Genomic DNA, 22,085 nt, shown 5'->3' with positions numbered 1-22,085 from the left:
CCGAATTTTGTGTAGTATGGGTGATTCATGAACCGCATGAGTTTCATTGTACCATGCCCCTTCTGCGGGAACAAGCAACAGCCCTTCAGGACTTGCGGAGGGGCAACTTCCACAGTGGCCGGATATCTCTTTCCTCGTTCCACCTCTTCCCTGACTCAATCATTCGGTAAAAGGGATCCAGATAACGGCTGTAACGATGGTATCCATCCACACTGCGCAATTCATTCCAAAGACCGTGGACGATTTCCCGCAATTCATCCTTTTCTCCCCGATAGTATGCTTTCTGAACGACATAACTGTTCAGATCGTCAGCCCCTAACAGAGGATATTTGGCTGCCACCAGCTTGGCCGCAGATAAGACCCCTTTGGTCAGGGTGGGGGAAACCAGCCAACTGGGCAGAGTTCGGTATTCAAAGCCGCCATGGAATTGGGGGCGAAAATCCCCCAGATACCCGTATGTGGGACGGCGACGGGCTCCCTTTGGATCCTCCACCAGCATCAAAGGCAAGGCCAGATAATGATCCAAGGCACGCAACAATTTAAAGTTGAGATGCACTCCACTGAAATGAATATGGCCTCCCAAAGGAAAACCCGGGTGGGGAAGCGCCCCTGCCAACCACTGGATGCGACCATCCTTGATCCTTCGGGATGCCTGAATCAATCCCTTGTAAATCCGAATCACCAATTCTCGCGGATCCGGGGTGGGTCGGGGACGAATCTCCACCAACGGCTTTGCTGACCGATCTTCCCCCTGCCAGATCGCATCACAGCCCACCCTGCCGTAACGGGGGAAATAGTCGGAGGCCATCGCCAGGTCTCCACCGGGTTTACGCAGGATAAATTCCGGATCCGCTCCAAGAACCACCTGATTCAGCTTTGCCACCATCCCGGGGAGTTTTCGGCTGTATTGAAGGATAGCTTCGGTAAAAGAACGCGTCATCTCCTGATTCAACGGGGGGCTGGGGTTTATATCCAAAACCGTCGCCTTGTTTCCCGGCAGGATGCCGATTTTGACAACACCATAGTCCAGCCCTATCGCATACAAGGCCCGTACAGATAAATTTCTTACGCGCCGAACTTCCCGTGAGTTCCCCTGTGGATTCACCCTGCGAAAAGTCTCCTTCTTTTTCGACCGATCTCCTGCAAGCCACACCATAGGCCCGTTGGAACAGTACATCACTAAAACCTGAGTCTGAAAAACAGCTACAATATATCGTTTGAGCAGTCGGGTCTTTCCTTTTGCCGTTTTAATCCCGTGCAACTGCAAAAAAGCAATTCGATAATCAGGGTCTCCGGCACGTTCCACCGCATTTCCATCATTCAAAACAGTCATCTGTTCCGTATAAGCACCGCTCAAGGACGAATGTAAGTAGAGCGAAGGAGCAAGAGTGTTTTCTGGGGTGACCAGCCGGTTCCGTAATCCCCCTTCGTCTGTCTGGTTGAACGGGAGCAAGTGCGCTTCCATATCTCTTCCCCTTTCGCGTTCCCTAAAACTGGTCTGCTGATATGTTATGTCAAGAACCCTCCTGTGGTTAGTGCATAAAAAGAAAAAGGAGGCATCCTGCCTCCCCTGCCGCGATGGAATTAAAAAGTCAGTCGCTCAGATCATCGATCACCAGATCGGGATCCAAATCCTCAAAACCATCTGAGACTCCCTCCAACTCTGACCCGTCAATTCCCTTATCATCCCAGTCATCACAGCCGCCGGGGTTGACCAAGACACAAACCTTTGTTTCACCGACCATCTCCACGTAAAATTCCCGTTCTACCCGAACCAGGACCTCTCCATCTTCTGCAATGGTGGCTTCGATACAGTTGGGAGGTTGGGTGGCCACTGCGCTGACCTCCATCGTTCCCTCCCGAACATTGCTGTCATAATAGCTCAATGGAACCTGCTCCACATACCGCACCGTGTGATTGGCCACTTCGGTTTTGGTATTCCGGTTGAAGGAAAACCAAAGGTTGATATCATAGCTCCCTGTGACCTCAATAACATCCCCCACCCGGTTGGCATCATATTTGTGGTTGATGATCCAGGCACCCAAGATGCTGGAAATATGATCGGGGGGCTGGATGGAGTGCGTTGTCTGGGAGAACTTGCTGCCTCTGCCGGTGACCGCTTTGGTGATGATTTGTCGGCATTGCATTCCGCTGTTTGTATTTGACACGATACTCCCTCCTCCAAACAGTCATTCAGTACAAATAGTATGCAGGGCTATAGTCCAGGGTGCCTAAAAAACCACGGGAAAGTTCCGCAAAAGCCCTGCTGCCCCACAGAATCGAAACAGAAGAATACATAAAAAAAGACCTGCATTCCAACACAGGTCAAAGAGGATCACCGGCAGCCGCAGGGCCCCCCGCTGCCACAACCACCGCCGACATCACCGCCGACATCCACATTCAGTTTTTCCGAAACAGCATCCGCCAAAACATTTGTCAGTGTCTGGAGAAGATCGTTCATCTCCACTTGGGATTGCTGATACTCCCTGACGATGGGAAGATTCTCCATCTCTAGCTGCAGACGATCCAATTCTTTTTCCAACCGCCGGCAATACTCCGACTTTTGATAGTGTTTCGCGTGTACCAGTTCTTTTTGCTTCCGCTTGATCTCCTCGATCAATCCCTGAACCCGGCGGCTTCGATTGACCTGCTCCTCGGCCAGACGAAAGCGGCGGATTTCCTCTGTCTCCGACAAGCGACGGCCCAAGCGGGATGCATGAACCAAAATCGGGTGATCCGGATTCGGCTGATTCATTTTCAACTCCCCACCTTCCGGACGGAAGGCCCCTCCACCCATTCTCCGCTGAGCGTCCAGGTACGGGGTTCCGTGACCCGAATTTGGGCAAATTCACCGATCAGGTGTTTCGGTCCCCTGAAGTTGACCAACTTGTTTGTGCGGGTGCGACCGGAGAGGAAATTGGGATCTTTTTTACTCTCGCCTTCCACCAGCACCTCCACCACTTGACCTTTCAGTGCCAGGTTTTTCTTCCGGCTGATTTCATCCTGAATACGGTTCAGGCGGTACAATCGCTCTTTTTTCACATCCATCGGAACATCATCCTTCATCTTCGCTGCCGGGGTCCCCTCCCGAGGAGAATAGATGAAGGTGAAAGCGGAATCAAACTCCACCTCCCTCATTAGGGAAAGTGTATCCTCAAACTGTTCCTCCGTCTCTCCCGGGTATCCCACAATAATATCCGTGGTTAACACCACATCGGGAATCGCCGCCTTGATCTTGCCCACCAATTCCAGGAACCGCTCCCGGGTGTATTTCCGTGCCATAATCTTGAGGATCGCATTGTTGCCCGATTGAACCGGAAGATGGATATGCTCCACCAGATTGCCCCGCCGGGCCAGCACTTCAATCAGATGATCATCAAAATCCCGTGGGTGGCTCGTGGTGAACCGGACCCGGGGAATCCCGATTTTCCGAACATCCTCCATCAAATCGCCAAATCGGTAATCCCTGTCCTCAAAATCCTTTCCATAGGCGTTGACATTTTGACCCAACAGGGTGACTTCCCGATAGCCTTTACGGGCCAGATCCCGAATTTCCGCCAACACGTCCTCCGGACGGCGGCTCCGTTCCTTACCCCGTGTGTAAGGGACAATGCAATAGGTGCAGAATTTATCACAGCCGTACATGATGTTGACCCAAGCCTTCAGCCCGTCTTCACGTACCTTGGGCAAGTTCTCCACAATGTCGCCTTCCTTGGACCAAACCTCCACCACCATCTCTTTGCTCATCAGCGCTTCCTTGAGCAGATAGGGAAGACGGTGAATATTGTGGGTACCGAAAATCAGATCCACATGCGGATGCTTTTGCAGGATCCGGTTAACAACAGACTCCTCTTGGGACATGCACCCGCACATTCCCAACACCAGCTCCGGCTTTTCCGTCTTCAACGTCTTCAGCCGTCCAATCACCCCAAACACCTTGTCTTCCGCGTTTTCCCGAATGGCACAAGTATTGATCAGGATAACCGCCGCCTCTTCTTCCGCCTCCGTCGGACGATAACCCATCAATTCCAAGATACCGGCGATCGTCTCGGAGTCATGCACATTCATCTGACAACCGTAGGTTTTGATCAAGTACTTCTTCCCTTGACCGATTCCCCTCATTTCATCAGGAATCTGATCAAACTTCAACACGGAGATATCTTCTTTTCCCCGTTTCTTAGCTGCCTTCAGATCCGGCGGGGTAAAATACCGACGCATCTCTTCGTTCATATCATTTCCCTCCAATATGGAAACCTCTTTCCTGAATAATAGGGAATAAATAAGGTACCCTTATTTGGTTTACAACCTCCCATATCCTTGAAGTCATGGAAGCATCATGGATATCTGTTTGATTACGCCGGCAAAAACCGCATTTACTAAATCCTTGAACGCGTTGTGAAAAAGCTCGTCACAGGGAGGACTGGTATCACATGGAGTGATTTGGCAGGTTAAGAACAACGAAAAGGTCATGTGAAACCCAATCCCGACCGACTCAAGCGCTAAACCACAACACTTCTAGTGAATCGTTCATGTGAAGCCCCGGCCCATTCTCTGATAACCGGTCTCAAGCAAAAAAGATAAAATGGGAGAAGTTGGTGTGACCGTGGAGATTCTAGCCGGGGGTGCTGTCGCTCCCCAGTCTCGCCTCTTTGGAGAACTTGAGGAGGCTTTGGAGAATCAGCCATGCCTCTTCTGTCAATTATAAACGAAGGCGGAGGTCACCTTCAATGAAAGGAACCCCCTTCCAATCAGGGGTTCCCGGTAAGGCGGGGCGTCTTTTCGAGATTTGGTTTGGATAGCAAACTTGTTTACAGTTTTTTTATTAAAAAAAGCAACCGGAATCATCCGGTTGCTTTTTCTCAGATGATCCCCAATTTTTTTCCAGCACGCTCAAAAGCCGTCAGAGCCTGCTCCAAATCCTCTTTGGAGTGGCCCGCTGTAACAATGGTGCGGACACGTGCCTGCCCCTTCGGCACCGTGGGAAAAACGATTCCCTGAGCGTAGACCCCTTCTTGCAGCAGAGTGTCGGAGAATTTCATCGCCAGGGCATCTTCGCCCACCATCACCGGTGTGATCGGTGTTTCACTCTTGCCGGTGTCAAATCCGAGCCGGGCCAAACCTTCCTTGAAAAAGCGTGTATTTTCCCAGAGACGATCCACCAGTTGCGGCTCATCGAGCAACACATCGATGGCAGCGGAGCATGCGGCGGTCACTGCCGGCGGATGGGATGTGCTGAACAGGAAGGGACGCGCCCGGTGGATCAGATAATCCCGCAAAACAAAGGGGCCCGCAACATATCCTCCCAGGACGCCGACGGCCTTGGACAGCGTTCCCACCTGAATGTGAACCCGACCATTCAAGTCGAAATGATCCACCGTTCCCCGGCCGTTTCTCCCCATCACACCACTGGCATGTGCGTCATCCACCATCACCAGCGCATCGTATTTTTCACACAGTTCCACAATTTCGGGAAGCGGGGCCACATCCCCGTCCATGCTGAATACGCCATCGGTCACCACCAGACGGGTGCGGGCCGTCTGCGTCTCTTTCAATGCTTTTTCCAAATCCTCCAGATCAACGTGGCGATAGATCCGACGGGATGCCTTGGTGAGACGAATTCCGTCGATGATGCTGGCGTGGTTGAGAGCATCGCTGATCACCACATCCTTTTCCGACAAAATCGAGGAGAGAACTCCGACGTTGGCCGTGAAACCGGATTGGAAGACCAATGCCGCCTCGGTGTGTTTAAAGCGAGCCAGTTTCGCTTCAAATTCCTCATGCATGGAGAAAGTGCCTGCAATCGTCCGGACTGACCCGGTTCCCGCACCATACCTCTCCACCGCTTCCAAGGCAGCCCGTTTTAGACGAGGGTGAGTAGTCAGGCCCAGATAGTTATTGGAGGAGAGTTGAATCACTTCACGTCCGTTGATACTCACTTTGGAACCCTGTTCCGATTCCAGTTCCGTCAAAGGCCGGTAAGTCCCTCGATCTTTCCACACCTGAATCTCTTTCTCCAGATATTCAAAGCTGTTCATTCATTTCCCTCCTGAAGGTCCCGTTTCATGATTTCAAGGATACAAAACCACCTTGCCGGAGTTACCACTCATCATCTGCTCAAAACCTTTCTCAAACTCATCCAGGGAGAACCGGTGGGTGATCATCGGTGCCAGATCCACCTGTCCCGATTCAAGGAAAGCGGTGGTTTGCTGCCATGTCTCATACATCCGGCGCCCCACGATCCCATGGACCTGGATTCCCTTAAAAACAATCTCATTACTCACATCCAGCTCCACCGGTCTGGTGGGAAGACCCAGCATCGAGATCCGGCCACCAGCTGTCAACATGGAAAATCCTTGCCGAATGGCAGTGGCATTTCCCGACATCTCCAGCACCACATCGACTCCCCGATTCTTCGTCCACTTCGCCGTCTCCCGTACAGGATCCTGCCTTCCGGAGTGGATCTGCACATCCGCCCCCATCTTTCGGGCCAGTTCGAGCCGATACTCGTTGAGATCCAAGGCGATCACCTGGGAGGCACCTGCCGCATTGGCCACCGCCACCGCCATCACCCCGATGGGGCCACAACCGATGACGGCGACAGACTTTCCGGCGATGGGACCAGACAAAGCCGTGTGAACGGCGTTTCCCATCGGTTCCATCGCCGATGCCACCTCGGGCGGCAACTCTTCGTTGTGTTTCCACAGGTTATCCGCGGGCATCACCGCATATTCAGCAAAACATCCCGTGCGGTGCACTCCGATGATCTCCGTGTTGGCACAGACGTGAGCTTCCCCCCGCCGACACTGGGGACAATAACCGCATACGATATGGGTTTCCGCGGAGACATGATCACCAACAGACAATTGTCTCACCCCAGCCCCCACTTCCACCACTTCCCCGGAGAATTCATGACCGAATATCATCGGCGTTTTCACCCGGGCAGAGGCCCAATCATCCCAACGGTATATATGGACATCCGTTCCGCAAATCGTTGTTGCCCGGACCTTGACCAACACCTCATCCGGTCCGGGAACTGGAATGGGAACTTCCCTCAGTTGAGCGCCAAAACCAGCATGGTGTTTTACCAGCGCGCGCATAGTTCCACTCATAGCGGACACCTCGTTTCATACAAAATCCGAACAAACCTTGATACAACTATATTATAGCATGATATTCCCCATATCGGTATTGTCCTCTTCCAAAGGACATAATCCGAATATTCATGTTTTTACAGTCGAAATCCTCTTGTCCTTTCCTTTATCATAAGATCCGTGATATGCATCAAGAAAACCCCCGCTGAGTTTTCAACGGGGGCCATGATGAAAATCATCACGTCATCGGTGTCATCAAGTCAATTCTCCAAACCATTGGCAACAGGAAATAGACAGCCACCGTAATCACTGCGATGGAGATCAGGTTCAGCCAGAAACCAGCCTTGGCCATCTGCTCAATCCGCACCCACCCGGAGCCGAAGACGACCGCATTGGGCGGGGTTGCAACCGGCAACATGAAGGCGCATGAAGCGGCCAGACCGGCCGCCACCATCAATCCGTAAGGATGGACGCTGAGAGCAGCAGCGAATGATGCCATAATGGGATACATCATTGTAGCAGTCGCCGTATTGGAGGTGATCTCCGTCAGAAAGATGACCAAGGCAATAACGACAACCAGGATCAGCAAGAAATTCATACCATCCAATTGGATCAGCTGCAGGCCAATCCATTTGTCCAATTCCGATCCCACAATTCCGGCAGCAATGGCCAAGCCTCCGCCGAAGAGGAGCAGAACCCCCCAGGGAAGATTTTTGGCAGTATCCCAGTTTAACAGGAATTCTCCCGGATGGTTTCGGGAAGGGATCAGAAACAGCACCAAGGCGGCAGAGATAGCGATGACGGTATCATCGATACCGGGAATAAACTTTTTCAATATCAGATCCCGGAAAATCCAGGCCAAAGCAGTCAGTATGAAAACGACGAAGACCGCTTTCTCCTCGGCACTGGGAGCTCCCAAAGACTTTTTCTCCTGGCTGATGATGGCCCCGCCTCCGGGGATCTCATCATATTTCATCGGATATGCCACTTTAACAAGGTACCACCATGTAAAGAACAACAACACGATAACAACGGGTACCCCGAACAGCATCCAGGTGGCAAAGGAGATTTCCACATCGAAAATCTGTTTTACTTGAGCGGCAAAAATGGCGTTGGGCGGTGTTCCGATCAGGGTGCCCAGACCCCCGATGGAAGCGGCGTAAGCAATCCCCAGCATCATCGCGGTACCGAAGGGGAAGTTACCCTTCGTCGTGTCCACCAAGGGATCCGATTTTTTGAAGGATTCCCCCACATGATTGATGACAGCCATTCCGATGGGGACCATCATCATCGCTGTGGCTGTATTGGAGATCCACATAGACAGGAAGCCGGTGGCCACCATCGATCCCAATACGAGCCGTTGCGGCTGTGTGCCCACCCAGGAGATGATGGTCAGAGCGATCCGCCTGTGCAGGTTCCACCGTTCCATGGTTAAGGCGATCATGAAGCCGCCCATAAACAGAAAGATATTGGGGTCACCATAAGCTGAAGTGGTGGGACCTGCCTCCAAGGCACCTGTCAACGGGAAGAGGATGATCGGCAACAGCGAAGTGGCCGGGATCGGAATCGCTTCTGTGATCCACCAAACGGCAATCCACAAAGTGGATGCCAAAACCGCCTGTGCTTGACTCGACATCCCTTCAGGATGAATAAAAAGGAACGTAATTATAAACAACAAAGGACCCAAAATAAGTCCGATCAGCTGCCGACGATTGTAGGGTCGCGACGGGCCGGGCGTGGAAGCTAGCCTTTTGGTTTCACCACCCGGGGAGGAGGAAGATGCTGTTCTCACACCCACAGTCATCCGGAACAGCCGTTTCACATCATCATTCCATACCCACAGATGATTCCACCATAATTGAAGCGCTTTCATTATGTCCCTCCCACAAAATATCCAGATCTATTCTCTACAAACATGATGTCTTGTCCGTCACAGAATTGTCAAGAAGAATTTCATTCAGAAGCACCTTTTGCACCCCGCACCACCGTCCACACTGATGGGAGAAGGGAACTCGCTTCCAGGTTCCGGATTTTCTTGTGCCCCTTGCTAAGGATCCATGATATCCAGAACATTTGAGTCGATATTTTAAGTGTATGAATTGACAGAACCGACCGCTGAAGATACGATTTCGTTAGACAAAGCCTGTCGATTTTTATCTAGAAACGTTGTGAGAGAATCATCACGGGAGGGTTGGGTTTCAAGTGGAACACCACCAATCCTGCCCCTCCAAAAACGATTTAAATCACAACGTTTCCAGAGGATTGGTCAAAAGGAGGTCGGTGGAGTGTTCAGAAAATTACTGACCAAGGCCCGATCACTGTTTAAACCTTCCCCGTCTCCTGCACCGGAGCCGGTGGAACCTTCACAAAAGTCCACCTCATCCAGAGCTGTAACTGTGAAAACCACAGTTCCTGAGTCTCCCGTTGAACCGTCGGAAAATGGGACAGATGAAATCCCCCTCCGATACACGGAGGGGGATTTCATCTTCACCATGCCGTTGGAAGAAGAAGAGCGTCTCGTTCTCCATGAAGCAAGAAAGAAATATGAAGAGGCGAAGCTTCGAATCAGAGATGACAGCTCCGCCTGGGAAATGAACCAGCTGAAACATTTGAAAGCGATGCAATATTGGTGTTTGCAAATTTATTACCGCGACCGTGCCCAATATTTCTACAAGCGGCGTGAAGAAGAGCCGGAAGCGCTGGAGATGGCCATCCGATATTGTGAAAAACAGATCGCATATGCCCCCATGGCGATCCGCGCCAACCAAATGAATCCCCAATCCAAGGGACTTCCGCAACATTATGGGTACAAACAACTCGCCATTATCTATGAAAAACAAGGTTGTTTCAATGAAGCGATCCGCTTATGCAAACAAGCTCTGGAGGAAGGTTGGAAAGGGGATTGGGAAACACGGATCCGGCGGCTTCGGCAAAAACGGGACAAGGCTTCATCCAACAGTTGACAAGACAGCCGCCAAAGCGCGGCTGTCTTGTCTCTTATAAGGTTCCCCCCCGATCCTCCAACTCACGAATCCGAGCATCCCAGTCTCCCTCCCAGCCCTGTTTTTTCGCCTTTCGGGCCAGACGAAGCGCTTCATGCCACTCCCCCACTTCTTCGTACAGGGAGATCAGCGTCTCATAGCCGGGATGCTCCGGAAGACTGAAATTGTACGGATCCATGCGGTACGCCCGCACTGCCACAGGGGCGTATTCAATCTGTCGTTCACAGAAACGGATCGTACGGTGGAGCGCAACCGGATCCTCATTTCTCCGCTGGTAATAATGCTGAATCTTCTCAGTGAAATAATCATGCAGGGTCAGATATTTCTTGGACTCCCACTGTTGGTGAACTCGGGAGTCGGAATGAATCAGTTTCACTTCCTTCAACTTCCTTCTGGCCCGTTCATACAGGCGGGCTTCTTCGGCGGAGATCAGCATCCGAAAATCAATATCCCCTTCCCGAAAGCGGAATTCCGCCTCATAATCCTCCTCGTAAGCTTTGTCCCGCTCCCGGCGTGCCCGTTCTTCCCGGTATTCTTCCCATGCTTTCTGGACCCCGACTTTTCCTTTCTCAAACCCCTTTTCCAGAAACCGTCTGGTTTTCTTAATCATCATCTTCCGCTTCTCTTCATCATTGAACAGTCCCAGCATCGGTTGAACCTCCCGTTCGGACTGATCCTTCTGACCTTTTATTATAACATGATGAACGGGAAAGGTTACAATTCCACCACCATGCCCGGCTTCGCCAACAGAAGCTCCCCGTCGTAGGCATCAGCCGCTTCCCGGCGCAGGGATTCCAGTGGGATTTCCGGGTAGAGATGAGTCAACAGCAACCGACGGGCTCCAATTTCCCGGGCCGCCTGACCAGCCTGACGTACAGAATGGTGGCCGACAGGAAGATCCGGTGTATCCTGATGGAGATAGCTCCCTTCGCAAATAAAGAGATCCGGCTCCCGGCACATGGAAATCCACCGGGTTCCGGGGCCGGCATCAGCCCCGTAGAGGAGCACCCGCTCTTTGGAACGGATGACCATGGCATAGCAAGGGATCCCATGCTCTGTCCGGTGCAGTGTAATGCTCCAACCCTCAAATGAATAGCTCTCTCCTTCCCGGATCGGCTGATGCCGGACCACTTGTGAATAGTTCAGTTTATCCGCCCAGGAGGCGGGTTGCGAGGGAGCGTACACCGTCAATGGTTCCTTCCTCTTTCCCTGTCGGAAGGCTGTCAGCATCGCATACTGAAGCACAAAGAAATCGGCGATATGATCGTGATGCAGATGGGAGAGCCAAACAGCATCCAATTCGTGGAGCGCCAGATAATTCCCCAATCGGGAGAGGACGCCGCTCCCGCAATCCACCAGGATCTTTTTTTCCTCCACCTCCAGCAGGTAACCCGGAGTCCCTCCTCCAGGACCGGGAAACGGACTTTGGCAACCGAGTACAGTCCATCTCATTGGACTCTCCTCCTAAAAGCGTTGTCATTTACTGTTTTTTCTGAATCGGTGGGGATTGAGTTTCACTTGGAGCGCTTTGGCTCGTCAGCTGAAGTGGAAGGTGAAACCCACCTCCCTCTGACTGGTTTTTCACAACGCATCTAATGAAGTGCCGCTTTCCCGAAGGAAAGCGGCACTTACAGGTACTCAAGAAAATTCCGCCACCAACTGGTCAAACTTTTCCCGTTCCAATCCCAGATCCTGTTTGGCAAGCCCAGTCTCCCGGAATCCTGGAATCAGCTCCTCATAGCTTGACCGTTCTTTATTCTGGTAGATCAGACCCGTCACGAGCCCTTCTGTCTCCATCAGCTTCTGCATAGCCATCATCCGGTTGGAAGGATCATAACCCTCCTCCTGATCCAGATTGACCAAATGTTCCTTAAACCAGTCATAGGTGTTGATTTTGTTGTAAGTCACACAGGGACTGTACACATTGATCAGAGAGAACCCCTTGTGCCTCAATCCCTCTTCGATCAGCCGGGTCAACTGTTTCAAATCGCTGGAGAAACCTTGGGCCACAAAACCCGCTCCCGCAGTGAGTGCCATTTCCAAGGGGGCAAGGGCGGTTTCGATGGAACCCTTGGGTGTGCTCTTCGTCTTAAAACCCATTTCACTCCGGGGGGAAGTCTGCCCTTTGGTTAATCCATAGACCTGGTTATCCATAACGATATAGGTGATGTCCATATTTCTCCGGATGGCGTGAATCGTATGGTTCATTCCGATGGCAAACCCGTCGCCGTCCCCTCCGGCGGCCACCACTGTCAGATCACGATTGGCCAGTTTCAACCCCTGGGCGATCGGCAATGCCCGTCCGTGGATTCCATGAAAACCGTAAGCGTTCATGTAACCGGAAATTCGGCCGGAACAACCGATCCCGGAGACGAGAACCACATCTTCAGGTTCCAGACCCTGATTGGCAAAAGCACGCTGCATTGCAGCCAATACCGAGAAGTCGCCACAACCCGGACACCAGTTGGGCTTTACTTTATTGCGGAAATCCTTAAACGTGGCCATGGACCAACATCTCCTTACATTGATTGTAGATTTCCGAAGGAAGGAAGGGATTTCCGTCATATTTGAGAATATGGGAGATCTTTTCGCCCATCCCCACATGGAGCTTGACCAAATTGGCAAGCTGCCCGGTGGCGTTATTCTCCACTACCACCACCTTTTTCGCTTGCTCCATCAGAGGTTTCACTTGGTCTGTCGGGAATGGCAACAGCTGGCGAATGTGCAGATGGTTGACTTTGACCCCGTTCTTCTCCAACCGCTCCATCCCTTCCTGGATTACACCCCGGGTGGAGTTGATACCCACGATCAACAGATCGGGCTGGGTATGCTTGGCATGGATATGCACCGGATCCTGGAACTCAATTCCCTGACTCAGCTTTCGCAATCTCTTCTCCATCATCTTTTTCCTGTTCAATGCCAGTTCCGATGGGCGACCGGTTTCATCATGCTCCACCCCGGTGACATGGTGAAGACCATTTTTGACACCCGGCAAGACCCGCGGGGAAATCCCCTCCTCCGTCAGTTCATAACGCTTGAACAGCTCGGAGTTCTCCAGTTCCTTCAACTCCTCCGAATCAGTTACCAGCTCGCCGCGATCGATCTGGATCCGGTCATAATCGAGGGGTTCCACGGTCTGCTTTCCGAGAGAAAGAGCCAAGTCAGAGAGAAGGATCACCGGGCACTGATATCGATCAGCCAGATTGAAGGCTTGAATCGTATCATAGAAGCATTCCTCCACCGTGCTGGGAGCAATCACAATCTTCGGAATCTCCCCATGGGTACCGTAAATCATTGCGTTGATATCGCTCTGTTCCTGTTTGGTGGGAAGCCCTGTACTGGGTCCACCCCGCTGTGTATCCACAATCACGGCGGGGGTTTCAGTCATTCCGGAAAGACCGATTGCCTCTGTCATCAGCGACAATCCCGGGCCGGCGGATGCCGTTAAAGCTCGAACACCGCCAAAATTGGCACCGATCACCATGGAAATAGCTGCAATTTCATCCTCGGTCTGAACCACGGTGCCCCCGAAATCAGGCAGGCGCTTAATTAAGTATTCCATAATTTCCGACGATGGCGTAATTGGATAGGCGGCCATCAGTCGGGCTCCTGCAGCAATCGCTCCCAGAGCGATCGCATCGTTGCCGATCATATAGAGTCGCTTTTTCCTGTCGGATTCCTCCAAAAGAAGCGCTTCCATCGGTCCTCCGCACTTCTGCCGGATTCGATCGGCCCCTTCGCGAATCGCTTGCATGTTTTTCTCCACCACTTGCTCGCCTTTTCGGGCAAACCTCCCTTCAATCACACTTTGGAAGGCTTCCAAAGGCAATCCCATCAAGGCGCTGGAAGCACCCACAGCAACCATATTCTTCATCTGGGCCAGTCCCACATCTTGGGCGATCCGAGTGAAGGGAATAGAAAAAAGGCGGGCTTGGATCCCCTCCGGCAGTACAGGGTTAAACTTGGAATCCGCCAACACGACCCCGTCAGCGTGCAATTCATGGGCATTCAAGTCGATGGTTTCCTGATCAAAGGCGACCAAAATATCCAGATCATCGGAAACGGCCCGGATTGGACGGGTGCTGATCCGAATCTTGGTGTTGGAATGTCCCCCCTTGATACGGGAAGAAAAATGGCGATAACCATACAGATAATACCCCAGGCGGTTTAATGCGGTGGAGAAGATTTCACCGGTACTGTCGATCCCTTCCCCTTGTTGGCCGCCCACTTTCCACGAGAGTTGCTTGATCAAATGAACTCATCTCCTTTGGTTCTACCCTGCAACTGTCGCACCACCATCGTCACGAACCGGCTAACTGTATCTCTTTCTGATCGTCACAGGCCGTCTCCCTGAAGAACGTATGCCGACCGGCCCGTTTTCCCAGGAAGGGATAAACGGGGGCCCGCAGGCCGGAAATCCGTGATTGCGAGTTCTCTTGCATCCGTTGTTCAGTTATTCATTCTAGACCCCTTGCCCTCAAAAAGCAACCACCGGAAACCACTGAAACTGCTCACAATCGGCCAGCATAAAACTCATACCAATTTGTCCAAGTCCACCGTTTCACCAAATGCTCCGGGTAGCGCTTCAACAACTCCTCACCCAGGGAAACCAGATTTCCAATGTGTTCTAATCCAAGTATTTTCTGTTCAATCCCGTCGTAATCAGACCCAAAAGCGATCCTCTCTTCTCCCCCCAGGCTGCAGATATGTTCAATATGCCTCAAAAGGTCGTCCACCGTGGCAGCATCGGGATCATCGCAGACGAACTTGGGAACAAAAGTAATCCCGATCAACCCCTTTCTGTCCACCAGGGCCCGGATCTGATCATCCATCAGGTTCCGCCGGTGAGAACAGATGGCACGGGCATTGGAATGAGAGGCGATCACCGGCAGGTTCTCCTCCATCACTTCCCAAAATCCCCGAACCGAAAGATGGGAAACGTCCAACACCATCCGAAGGCGCTGCATCTCCCGAACCAACTCTCTGCCGAAACGGGTCAAGCCGCCCCCTCTTTCTTCTTCAATCCCGTCAGCCGCTTCATTGGCGTAATTCCAAGTTAAACCCACCTGACGGACCCCCAGTCGGGACAAGATTCGCAGATGGCGAAGACTTCCCTGCAACGCGTCTGCCCCCTCCAGTGACAACAGTCCGCCCATGCGATTCTCCCGGGACAGAAAGTTCAGCTCCTCCGACGTTCTGACCGGTTGCAGCCCGCCTTTTCGGACCACCTTTTCATAGAACAGATCCACCTGTTCCAACGCCACCTGCCAGCTCTGACTTCGAGGAACATTTTCCGGAACAAAGATCGCAAACACCTGCATCAATACTCCCGCCTGTCGGGCTTGAGCGTATGTGACATCCAGATCGTGCCCTTTCCCGTAGAAGTCAAGACTCTCTTCCGGATATTTCCACAGCTTATACAATACATCACAATGACCGTCTATCCATTTCATCTTGTGTCCTCCTTATGTAAACACAAAAGAAAACCTGTTTATGGTTCATAAACAGGTTTAAGTTCGGTTGTCATTCCCCTCAGCGAGGCTCCACGATCAGCTTGATCGCCGTCCGTTCCTCACCATCGATGACAATATCGGTGAAAGCAGGAATGCAGATCAGATCGATTCCACTGGGCGCAACAAATCCTCGTGCAATCGCAACCGCTTTGACGGATTGATTGAGTGCACCTGCTCCAATGGCTTGGATTTCGGCATTGCCGCGTTCCCGCAGGACACCTGCAAGCGCACCAGCGACGGAGTTCGGGTTGGACTTTGCTGAAACTTTTAATACTTCCATGTTGGCTACCTCCTCGATGGTTTGGAGTGAATCCACTGCTAATATATTCGGCAATCTTTTATAAATTCCTTCTATTCATCAGTGTGCTCCTTTATTTTCCGAACCACCGGGAAAAGACGGCAAGAGTCACTGTCTGTCTCTCCATTTGCATCACCCGTCGCTATTCAAACCATGGTTTATCATCATCAAAGCGGAGCCGATCGATTCTCGTTGACTTTCCTGTCACTAAGTCCAAATCGATCAGTACAGCATTGAACTGGACCCTGCCCTTGCTCACTTCAAAGCGGACCGGTAACTGGGTTAAAAACTTCTTGATGACCAAATCTTTGTTCATTCCCAGCACGCTGTCATAGGGACCCACCATCCCCACATCGGTCAAGTATGCGGTTCCTTTGGGCAAGATCCGCTCATCAGCGGTTTGAACATGGGTATGGGTCCCTATCACCGCGGATACACGACCATCCAGATACCAGGCGAGAGCCAGCTTCTCGGATGTAGTTTCCGCATGAAAGTCCACCAGCACTGGTGGATTTCCCTTCAATTTTTTCAGAATGGCGTCTGCCTCTCTGAACGGACAATCCAGATTGGAGAGGAAAGAACGCCCCATCAAATTGATCACCACCAACTCTCCGCCGTGAAACTTCAAGCGGGCATACCCCTGTCCCGGGGTTCCTTCCGGGTAGTTGGCCGGGCGAACGATCCGCTTTTCCCCATCGATGAAATCAAAAATCTCCCGCTTGTCCCAGGTGTGATTGCCCAAAGTGATACAATCGACTCCGGAACCGAAAAACTCCCGAGCGATGGATCGGGTGATTCCCCGTCCGTCGGCGGCGTTCTCCCCATTCACAACAACCAGGTCGGGATGATGGGAACGTTTCAGCCGAGGAAGATATTCCAATAAAGCTTTCCGACCCGGTGAACCAACAATATCACCGATCATCAATATTCTCATCGTTTATACAGCTCCTCATCGGGAAAAAAATAAAGCGGCACAATGCCGCTTTATTTAGCGTATTCGACAGCCCGTGTCTCGCGGATCACCGTAACCTTGATATGTCCCGGATAGTCCAGCTTATTCTCAATCTCTTTTTTAATCTCCCGTGCCAGCCGGATGGACTCACCGTCGTTGATCTCATCCGGGCGGACCATGATCCGGACTTCACGACCGGCTTGGATTGCATAGGATTTCTCAACCCCGTCAAAGGATTCACAGATCTCCTCCAACTTCTCCAACCGCTTGATATACGCCTCCAGGGTTTCACGTCGCGCACCTGGCCGCGCCGCCGACAAGGCATCTGCCGCACCGACCAGAACCGCGATCACACTGGTGGCCTCTACATCGCCATGATGGGATGCAATTCCGTTAATGACAGCCGGGTGTTCATTATATTTTTTACCCAATTCAATTCCGATTTCCACATGAGAACCTTCCACCTCATGGTCAATCGCTTTCCCGATATCGTGCAGGAGACCGGCCCGTTTCGCCAGGTGGACATCCTCACCCAGTTCGGCTGCCAACAGACCTGCCAAATGTGCCACTTCCATGGAGTGTTGCAGCACGTTTTGTCCATAGCTCGTCCGGAATTTCAACCGACCCATAATTTTGATCAGATCAGGGTGGAGACCATGGACCCCTGTCTCAAAGGTCGCCTGTTCGCCATACTCCCGGATCCGCTCGTCCACTTCTTTTCGGGACTTTTCCACCATCTCCTCAATTCGGGCCGGATGAATCCTGCCATCAGCCACAAGCTTTTCCAGCGCCACGCGAGCCACTTCTCTTCGTATCGGATCAAATCCAGAAAGGATCACTGCCTCCGGCGTATCGTCGATAATCAGATCGATTCCGGTCAATGTTTCCAATGCTCGGATGTTACGGCCTTCACGCCCGATGATTCTTCCCTTCATCTCATCATTGGGGAGAGTCACCACGGATACAGTCGTTTCAGCCACATGATCGGCGGCACATCGCTGGATGGCCAGGGAGAGGATGCTCCGGGCCCGTTTGTCGGCTTCTTCCAGAGCCTGCTGCTCCATCTCTTTGATCATTTGGGTGGTCTCATGCTTCATCTCATTTTCCACTTTGGACAGAATCAGTTGCTTTGCTTCATCCGTGGTCAATCCGGACAGACGTTCCAATTCCGCCACCTGGTCTCGGTAAAGCTCATCAATCTTCTCTTCACAGTGCCGGATTGCATCTTCCCTTTGGCTGAGAGTTTCCTCCCGCTTTTCCTGGCTTTCCTGCTTCCTGTCCAGGGTCTCTTCCTTCTGCATCAGACGACGTTCCAACCTGGCCAGGTCGTTTCGCTGTTCGCGTATTTCCCGTTCCGCTTCCGTCCGCAGACGGTGCACCTCATCTTTGGCTTCCAGGATTTTTTCCCGCTTCAACGATTCCGCATCGCTTCTCGCTTTATCGATGATCTGTTCCGCCTCTTTTTCGGCACTGCCAATCCGTGCTTCCGCTGTCAATCTCCGCATCCGATACCCGATGGCCGTACCAAGACCGATCCCGAGGAGGAACAGGAGTAACCACACGAGAAAATCAGTCGCCTCGATCGCTACCCACCTCCTCCCTTCCCCAAGTATAAAACAAGACCGATCCGCTTCGGTCTGTTGCATCACATGCTTACACGAGATTCCACAGGCACCCCCGTGTTTATTTATACAGGATGCCCAGGATGCCCGCATCCGCATCTTTCTTCCGGATCAGGGCGCACCCATCCCATATCAGAGAACACCAATCCTATGATAAAGCTCCCGCCCGGTTCAACAGTGGGCACTTACACATCCCTGAGCAAGCATCTTTCCAAACCAATTTAAGGATTTTAGATGCACTCCAATTGTATTATTTACTCGACCCCATTGTCAAGAAGACCGGAAGGGCGGACCAGAGTTCCCCCACCTCTCATCTGAACCTGAAAGACTCGATCAGCCCCTTCCGTAAGGTGAGAATTGTGACTGACCAGAATCACCTGCCGACCAAACATCTCTGCAGTGGATTTGAGAAATTCCAGCATGGGAATCACATATTCCGCACTGACATGCTTTCCCGGCTCATCCAGAATCAAAGGGCCTTCCGGTCTGGGTCGAAAAGTTTCCACCATCGCCACCCTCAGTGCCAGAGAGATGATATCCACCACTCCCCCTCCGCGGGCATCCTGGGGCTTGGTCTTCACTGGGACCCCTTCCCAGTCCGTGATGACATAAAACTCAGCCGCCGATTTGCCACCGTGTTCCAACAGCTCGATTTCAAATCGAAACTGTGGGCCAAATACATACTGGAGGGCATTGGTCACCAATGTCTCCATCTGCTCCTTCGCTTGTCGACGGGCATGCTCCGCCGAGCCCTGAAGGAGAACTCTCACCTTTTCGAAAAGGTCCCGCTCTTTTTCCGCATCCTGCCGCCGTTTTTCCGTATCATTCAAGAGCTCCTGCAGCCCGTTTCTCTCCGTTTCCCTGATTAGGGCTTCCTTTTTGGCCGAAGACAAAGCCCGGCTCAACGCATTCAGTTCACTTGTCCGATCCATGGTTGCGTTTCAGCTCCTCCGGCAACAGCTTCCATGCCTCCTGAATCCGACTTTCAATCTCCTCTTCCAGCCTTTTGATCTCCTCTTCCAGCCGATCAGGCTCCACTCCGAGTTCCTCCATCTCTTTCAGGAGTTTCCTTTCCTCCTGTTCCAGACTCTCCAACCTGGCTTCAGCCCTGTAACGCTGATCCTTCGCTTTGTTCAGCGCATTTTTAAGTTGTTTGATCTTCTCTTCCTGCTGCTGCACCGGCCATTCCTCCTCCGTATTCTTCCATGATATGATCCAGGACGGAATCGTCGATCGGGGAACTACAGGTGGGACACCGGCCCAATGCACGGAGAAGGGCAGCCAGTTGTCCGGTGTATCTATCGATTACGTCTCCTTTTTCCTTCAAAAAACGGCGCCCCCGGGACAAACGCCTCCGGCAGTCCCTCCATACCTGTTCCAGACTGAGGAGACGTCCTCGTTTCTCCACCAGATCATTCAACTTTTCCACCTGTTCTTCCGGCAGATCAACCAGCTTCCGAAGTCGGTTGTGCAACTGCTTCTTTTCCTGTCCCAATGCACGAATCTTCGGAAGCAGCCCCACCAAAGCCCGATAACGCCTGCCCAGACCCTCCAGTTGATCCAGATCTATCTGATCGATTGCGGCGGTTGCCGAACAAATCCTCCGCTGTCGGCCGGCTTCCTGTTGCACCCGTTTCAGATTCTCCCGGAGCGGGGTGAGTTGCCTCAGTCGCTCCTGTTCCTTCAAAAGATTGGACAGGTGCTCCTCCACTTCCATCGTTCGTCCGGTTTCGACCCAGACTTTTTTCCATCCGTCCCGTTCCCTCCAGATACCCAAACAGGCTGAGGAAAGCCGCTTCATGTAACTCAGTTTAGAAAGGGCCCGTTCCGCTTCCAGCAGGATCCGGTTCGCTTCATCAACACCGGACAACCGTCCCAACCTGTCCCGGGTCTCCTTCTTCTCCCGGCTCATCAGATCTAGGCGACCCTTCAGTTGACAAATAGCTTCCAGGCGAGCATGCATGGCCGTCGCTTCCTCATATTGGGCTTCAGCCTCTTCCAGTCTTTCCTGGAGTCTGGGCAAATCTTCATAGGGCTCCAAGCGCTTTTTTAGCTCGTCCGATTGCTCCACCACATGTTTCAGTCTCGAATTGACCGCGGTCAAATCCTTTGCCGTTCCTTGCAAAGCGATGTCAATGATGTGTGCTCCGCTGACCCTGCCGATGGATTTCGCCTTCACCATTCCCGTTTCCGCCAGCAGAAACGGCGGTTCCAGCTGAGTACCGAACTGGACAGGAAGCTTCCAATCCGAGTCCAGCTTCAACACATGCATCCCATGAGCATCCAGGACTTCCTGAGGGACAGAGGATCCGAACCCCTCATACACTTGTTCCTCCTGCTCCGGAGTCTTCAGTATGTACCTGTTGACGGAAGAGGAGCGCATCCGCGTGATCTGTGTACCGTCAGATAGAGTCAGGGTGACCCGACACCTTTTTTTTCCCGCCCGGATGAAGTCGGTCCCTTTGGGTTCATTGTAGAGAACCCATCGGAGCGCCCTCAGGATCGCGCTTTTTCCGCTGTCCGACGGGCCGACGAACACGTTGAGCCCATTGGTGAAGAACACCTCTGTCTGTTCATGGGACTGAAAGTTTTCGATCACTAACCGTTCAAAACGTTTCAATCCTCGTCCCTCCCGGTTCCCAAGTGTTCTTGCACCACCGCAATCCGTCGCAATGCTTCGTGGCGGACCTCATCCTCCACATTCTTCGATCCGGCGATCTCCTCCACAATTCCCTGTACATGGAGACTTCGAAAATCATGATCCCGGATTTCCCGTTCAAAGGCGGCGATCCTCTCTTCCCGGTAAGCCGCCTGTTCCACCCAAGACCGGTCCAGAACCTCTTCCCCTGGAGCGGCACATTTCAGGGGAAGGAGTTTCACGGTGATTTCACTTCCGAAATCGAGCAATGCCACTTGAGGATGCCGGCTGATTTCCGACGGGTGGTTGTTGATCCGGGCCAAGGCTCCCGGATTGATGATATAACGGCCACCCTTTTTCTTGATGGGAAAGCCGGCATGGTAATGTCCCGTCAACAGGACATCCACCTCCTCCGACCATAGGTGGTCCGTCAAGGTGTGGGGAACACTGTCGGGAAGTGCGCGATCCACCACCATTCCGTGAACCATATGAACACAGTAATCGGCTCCCGTCTCATTTTTCACCACATAATCCAATGCCGGATCCCGCCGATCCAAATCATAGTGGAAGGGTTGACCGGTGAGTTGCACACGGATTCCCCCCTCCTCCAAACAGATTTTTTCTCCGGACCGGATCAAGCCGACCGTTCCAAAAGCATCCAAAAGACCCAACATCGACCGATCCACCGTCTCCGGATTATGCCCGTAGATATCATGATTTCCCGCAATCGTATAGACCGGTATTTCCAACCGGCGCAATAAACGGGCAAAATCCCGCACAACGGCGGGAGACAAGTCCGGTCTGTCGAAAAGATCTCCACCGTGAAGTACGGCGTTCACCTTTTCCCGACCGGCAATGTCGATCACTTCATTCAACTTGTTCCGGAGGGCTTCCACAAAATCATCGGTTCTGCTTCGGGGAGCCGTCCCCCGGATATGGGTATCCGTCACGTAGAGGAGACGAAGCATC

At 52.3% G+C, this 22,085-nt stretch carries 20 protein-coding genes; 1 reads left to right on the top strand and 19 read right to left on the bottom strand.

The annotated features are described in order from the left end of the window. Positions 1–85: 85 nt before the first annotated feature. From IEV46_RS02305 to IEV46_RS02275, 7 genes are all read right to left on the bottom strand, one after another. Positions 86–1,465, bottom strand: a complete 1,380-nt coding sequence (locus IEV46_RS02305; protein WP_188429396.1) for a putative amidoligase domain-containing protein — start codon at positions 1,463–1,465, stop codon at positions 86–88. Between the two features lie 127 nt (positions 1,466–1,592). Then, complete coding sequence (gene cotE / locus IEV46_RS02300; protein WP_229735838.1) at positions 1,593–2,168, bottom strand: outer spore coat protein CotE; 576 nt, start codon at positions 2,166–2,168, stop codon at positions 1,593–1,595. A gap of 167 nt (positions 2,169–2,335) precedes the next feature. Next, positions 2,336–2,755 (bottom strand): YlbF/YmcA family competence regulator, encoded by a 420-nt coding sequence (locus IEV46_RS02295; protein ID WP_188429394.1) that lies wholly within the window; start codon positions 2,753–2,755, stop codon positions 2,336–2,338. A 2-nt stretch (positions 2,756–2,757) separates the two neighbouring features. Then, complete coding sequence (gene miaB, locus IEV46_RS02290) at positions 2,758–4,230, bottom strand: tRNA (N6-isopentenyl adenosine(37)-C2)-methylthiotransferase MiaB (RefSeq protein WP_188429392.1); 1,473 nt, start codon at positions 4,228–4,230, stop codon at positions 2,758–2,760. Between the two features lie 629 nt (positions 4,231–4,859). Continuing rightward, positions 4,860–6,035, bottom strand: coding sequence for a glycine C-acetyltransferase (locus tag IEV46_RS02285; RefSeq protein ID WP_188429390.1), 1,176 nt, complete (start codon positions 6,033–6,035; stop codon positions 4,860–4,862). Positions 6,036–6,068: 33 nt separating this feature from the next. Then, positions 6,069–7,109 (bottom strand): L-threonine 3-dehydrogenase, encoded by a 1,041-nt coding sequence (tdh, locus tag IEV46_RS02280; RefSeq protein ID WP_188429388.1) that lies wholly within the window; start codon positions 7,107–7,109, stop codon positions 6,069–6,071. 220 nt (positions 7,110–7,329) lie between these two features. After that, positions 7,330–8,964 carry an SLC13 family permease gene (locus tag IEV46_RS02275; protein ID WP_188429386.1) on the bottom strand — a complete coding sequence of 545 codons (1,635 nt, stop codon included), beginning with the start codon at positions 8,962–8,964 and terminating at the stop codon, positions 7,330–7,332. A 412-nt stretch (positions 8,965–9,376) separates the two neighbouring features. Here IEV46_RS02275 and IEV46_RS02270 point away from each other — a divergent pair, with 412 nt between their 5' ends. Beyond that, positions 9,377–10,054: a tetratricopeptide repeat protein gene (locus IEV46_RS02270; protein WP_188429378.1), complete on the top strand. Its 678-nt coding sequence runs from the start codon at positions 9,377–9,379 to the stop codon at positions 10,052–10,054. Positions 10,055–10,088: 34 nt separating this feature from the next. Here IEV46_RS02270 and IEV46_RS02265 read toward each other — a convergent pair whose 3' ends face one another. From IEV46_RS02265 to IEV46_RS02210, 12 genes are all read right to left on the bottom strand, one after another. Further along, positions 10,089–10,742, bottom strand: a complete 654-nt coding sequence (locus IEV46_RS02265; RefSeq protein ID WP_188429376.1) for a hypothetical protein — start codon at positions 10,740–10,742, stop codon at positions 10,089–10,091. Positions 10,743–10,807: 65 nt separating this feature from the next. Further along, entirely contained in the window at positions 10,808–11,545 is a 738-nt protein-coding gene (locus IEV46_RS02260) for an MBL fold metallo-hydrolase (protein WP_188429374.1), read from the bottom strand. A gap of 186 nt (positions 11,546–11,731) precedes the next feature. Continuing rightward, complete coding sequence (locus IEV46_RS02255) at positions 11,732–12,598, bottom strand: 2-oxoacid:ferredoxin oxidoreductase subunit beta (RefSeq protein WP_188429372.1); 867 nt, start codon at positions 12,596–12,598, stop codon at positions 11,732–11,734. Continuing rightward, the gene (locus tag IEV46_RS02250; protein ID WP_188429369.1) at positions 12,585–14,345 is read right to left on the bottom strand and encodes a 2-oxoacid:acceptor oxidoreductase subunit alpha; all 1,761 of its coding nucleotides are present in this window, start codon (positions 14,343–14,345) and stop codon (positions 12,585–12,587) included. Before IEV46_RS02250 ends, IEV46_RS02255 begins: the two co-directional genes overlap by 14 nt. Before the next feature lie 259 nt (positions 14,346–14,604). Beyond that, on the bottom strand, positions 14,605–15,546 hold the full coding sequence (locus IEV46_RS02245) for a dipeptidase (protein WP_188429367.1): 942 nt from the start codon (positions 15,544–15,546) through the stop codon (positions 14,605–14,607). A 79-nt stretch (positions 15,547–15,625) separates the two neighbouring features. Then, positions 15,626–15,886 carry a stage V sporulation protein S gene (locus IEV46_RS02240; protein ID WP_040387185.1) on the bottom strand — a complete coding sequence of 87 codons (261 nt, stop codon included), beginning with the start codon at positions 15,884–15,886 and terminating at the stop codon, positions 15,626–15,628. 160 nt (positions 15,887–16,046) lie between these two features. After that, the gene (locus tag IEV46_RS02235; RefSeq protein WP_188429365.1) at positions 16,047–16,838 is read right to left on the bottom strand and encodes a TIGR00282 family metallophosphoesterase; all 792 of its coding nucleotides are present in this window, start codon (positions 16,836–16,838) and stop codon (positions 16,047–16,049) included. Between the two features lie 50 nt (positions 16,839–16,888). Then, positions 16,889–18,571 (bottom strand): ribonuclease Y, encoded by a 1,683-nt coding sequence (gene rny, locus IEV46_RS02230; RefSeq protein WP_373284531.1) that lies wholly within the window; start codon positions 18,569–18,571, stop codon positions 16,889–16,891. 161 nt (positions 18,572–18,732) lie between these two features. Then, positions 18,733–19,410: an ATP-binding protein gene (locus IEV46_RS02225; protein WP_188429363.1), complete on the bottom strand. Its 678-nt coding sequence runs from the start codon at positions 19,408–19,410 to the stop codon at positions 18,733–18,735. Then, positions 19,394–19,657 carry a hypothetical protein gene (locus tag IEV46_RS02220; protein WP_188429361.1) on the bottom strand — a complete coding sequence of 88 codons (264 nt, stop codon included), beginning with the start codon at positions 19,655–19,657 and terminating at the stop codon, positions 19,394–19,396. The genes IEV46_RS02225 and IEV46_RS02220 overlap by 17 nt, the downstream gene beginning before the upstream one ends. Beyond that, positions 19,623–21,098, bottom strand: a complete 1,476-nt coding sequence (locus IEV46_RS02215; protein ID WP_188429360.1) for an AAA family ATPase — start codon at positions 21,096–21,098, stop codon at positions 19,623–19,625. The genes IEV46_RS02220 and IEV46_RS02215 overlap by 35 nt, the downstream gene beginning before the upstream one ends. Beyond that, the gene (locus IEV46_RS02210; protein ID WP_188429358.1) at positions 21,095–22,084 is read right to left on the bottom strand and encodes a metallophosphoesterase family protein; all 990 of its coding nucleotides are present in this window, start codon (positions 22,082–22,084) and stop codon (positions 21,095–21,097) included. Before IEV46_RS02210 ends, IEV46_RS02215 begins: the two co-directional genes overlap by 4 nt. Between the last annotated feature and the right edge of the window lies 1 nt (position 22,085).

Origin of the sequence: Kroppenstedtia guangzhouensis (assembly GCF_014637345.1) — a bacterium.
Taxonomy (GTDB): domain Bacteria; phylum Bacillota; class Bacilli; order Thermoactinomycetales; family DSM-45169; genus Kroppenstedtia; species Kroppenstedtia guangzhouensis.
This window is presented reverse-complemented; position numbering and strand designations above follow the sequence as displayed.

Coding starts and splice junctions, on each gene's coding strand:
- IEV46_RS02255 (WP_188429372.1), bottom strand. CDS start 12,598: ATGGCCACGTTTAAGGATTTCCGCAATAAAGTAAAGCCCAACTGGTGT.
- IEV46_RS02275 (WP_188429386.1), bottom strand. CDS start 8,964: ATGAAAGCGCTTCAATTATGGTGGAATCATCTGTGGGTATGGAATGAT.
- IEV46_RS02285 (WP_188429390.1), bottom strand. CDS start 6,035: ATGAACAGCTTTGAATATCTGGAGAAAGAGATTCAGGTGTGGAAAGAT.
- rny (WP_373284531.1), bottom strand. CDS start 18,571: ATGCGGGCATCCTGGGCATCCTGTATAAATAAACACGGGGGTGCCTGT.
- IEV46_RS02210 (WP_188429358.1), bottom strand. CDS start 22,084: ATGCTTCGTCTCCTCTACGTGACGGATACCCATATCCGGGGGACGGCT.
- IEV46_RS02260 (WP_188429374.1), bottom strand. CDS start 11,545: ATGAGATGGACTGTACTCGGTTGCCAAAGTCCGTTTCCCGGTCCTGGA.
- IEV46_RS02265 (WP_188429376.1), bottom strand. CDS start 10,742: ATGCTGGGACTGTTCAATGATGAAGAGAAGCGGAAGATGATGATTAAG.
- tdh (WP_188429388.1), bottom strand. CDS start 7,109: ATGAGTGGAACTATGCGCGCGCTGGTAAAACACCATGCTGGTTTTGGC.
- IEV46_RS02295 (WP_188429394.1), bottom strand. CDS start 2,755: ATGAATCAGCCGAATCCGGATCACCCGATTTTGGTTCATGCATCCCGC.
- IEV46_RS02245 (WP_188429367.1), bottom strand. CDS start 15,546: ATGAAATGGATAGACGGTCATTGTGATGTATTGTATAAGCTGTGGAAA.
- IEV46_RS02240 (WP_040387185.1), bottom strand. CDS start 15,886: ATGGAAGTATTAAAAGTTTCAGCAAAGTCCAACCCGAACTCCGTCGCT.
- IEV46_RS02235 (WP_188429365.1), bottom strand. CDS start 16,838: ATGAGAATATTGATGATCGGTGATATTGTTGGTTCACCGGGTCGGAAA.
- IEV46_RS02225 (WP_188429363.1), bottom strand. CDS start 19,410: ATGGATCGGACAAGTGAACTGAATGCGTTGAGCCGGGCTTTGTCTTCG.
- miaB (WP_188429392.1), bottom strand. CDS start 4,230: ATGAACGAAGAGATGCGTCGGTATTTTACCCCGCCGGATCTGAAGGCA.
- IEV46_RS02305 (WP_188429396.1), bottom strand. CDS start 1,465: ATGGAAGCGCACTTGCTCCCGTTCAACCAGACAGACGAAGGGGGATTA.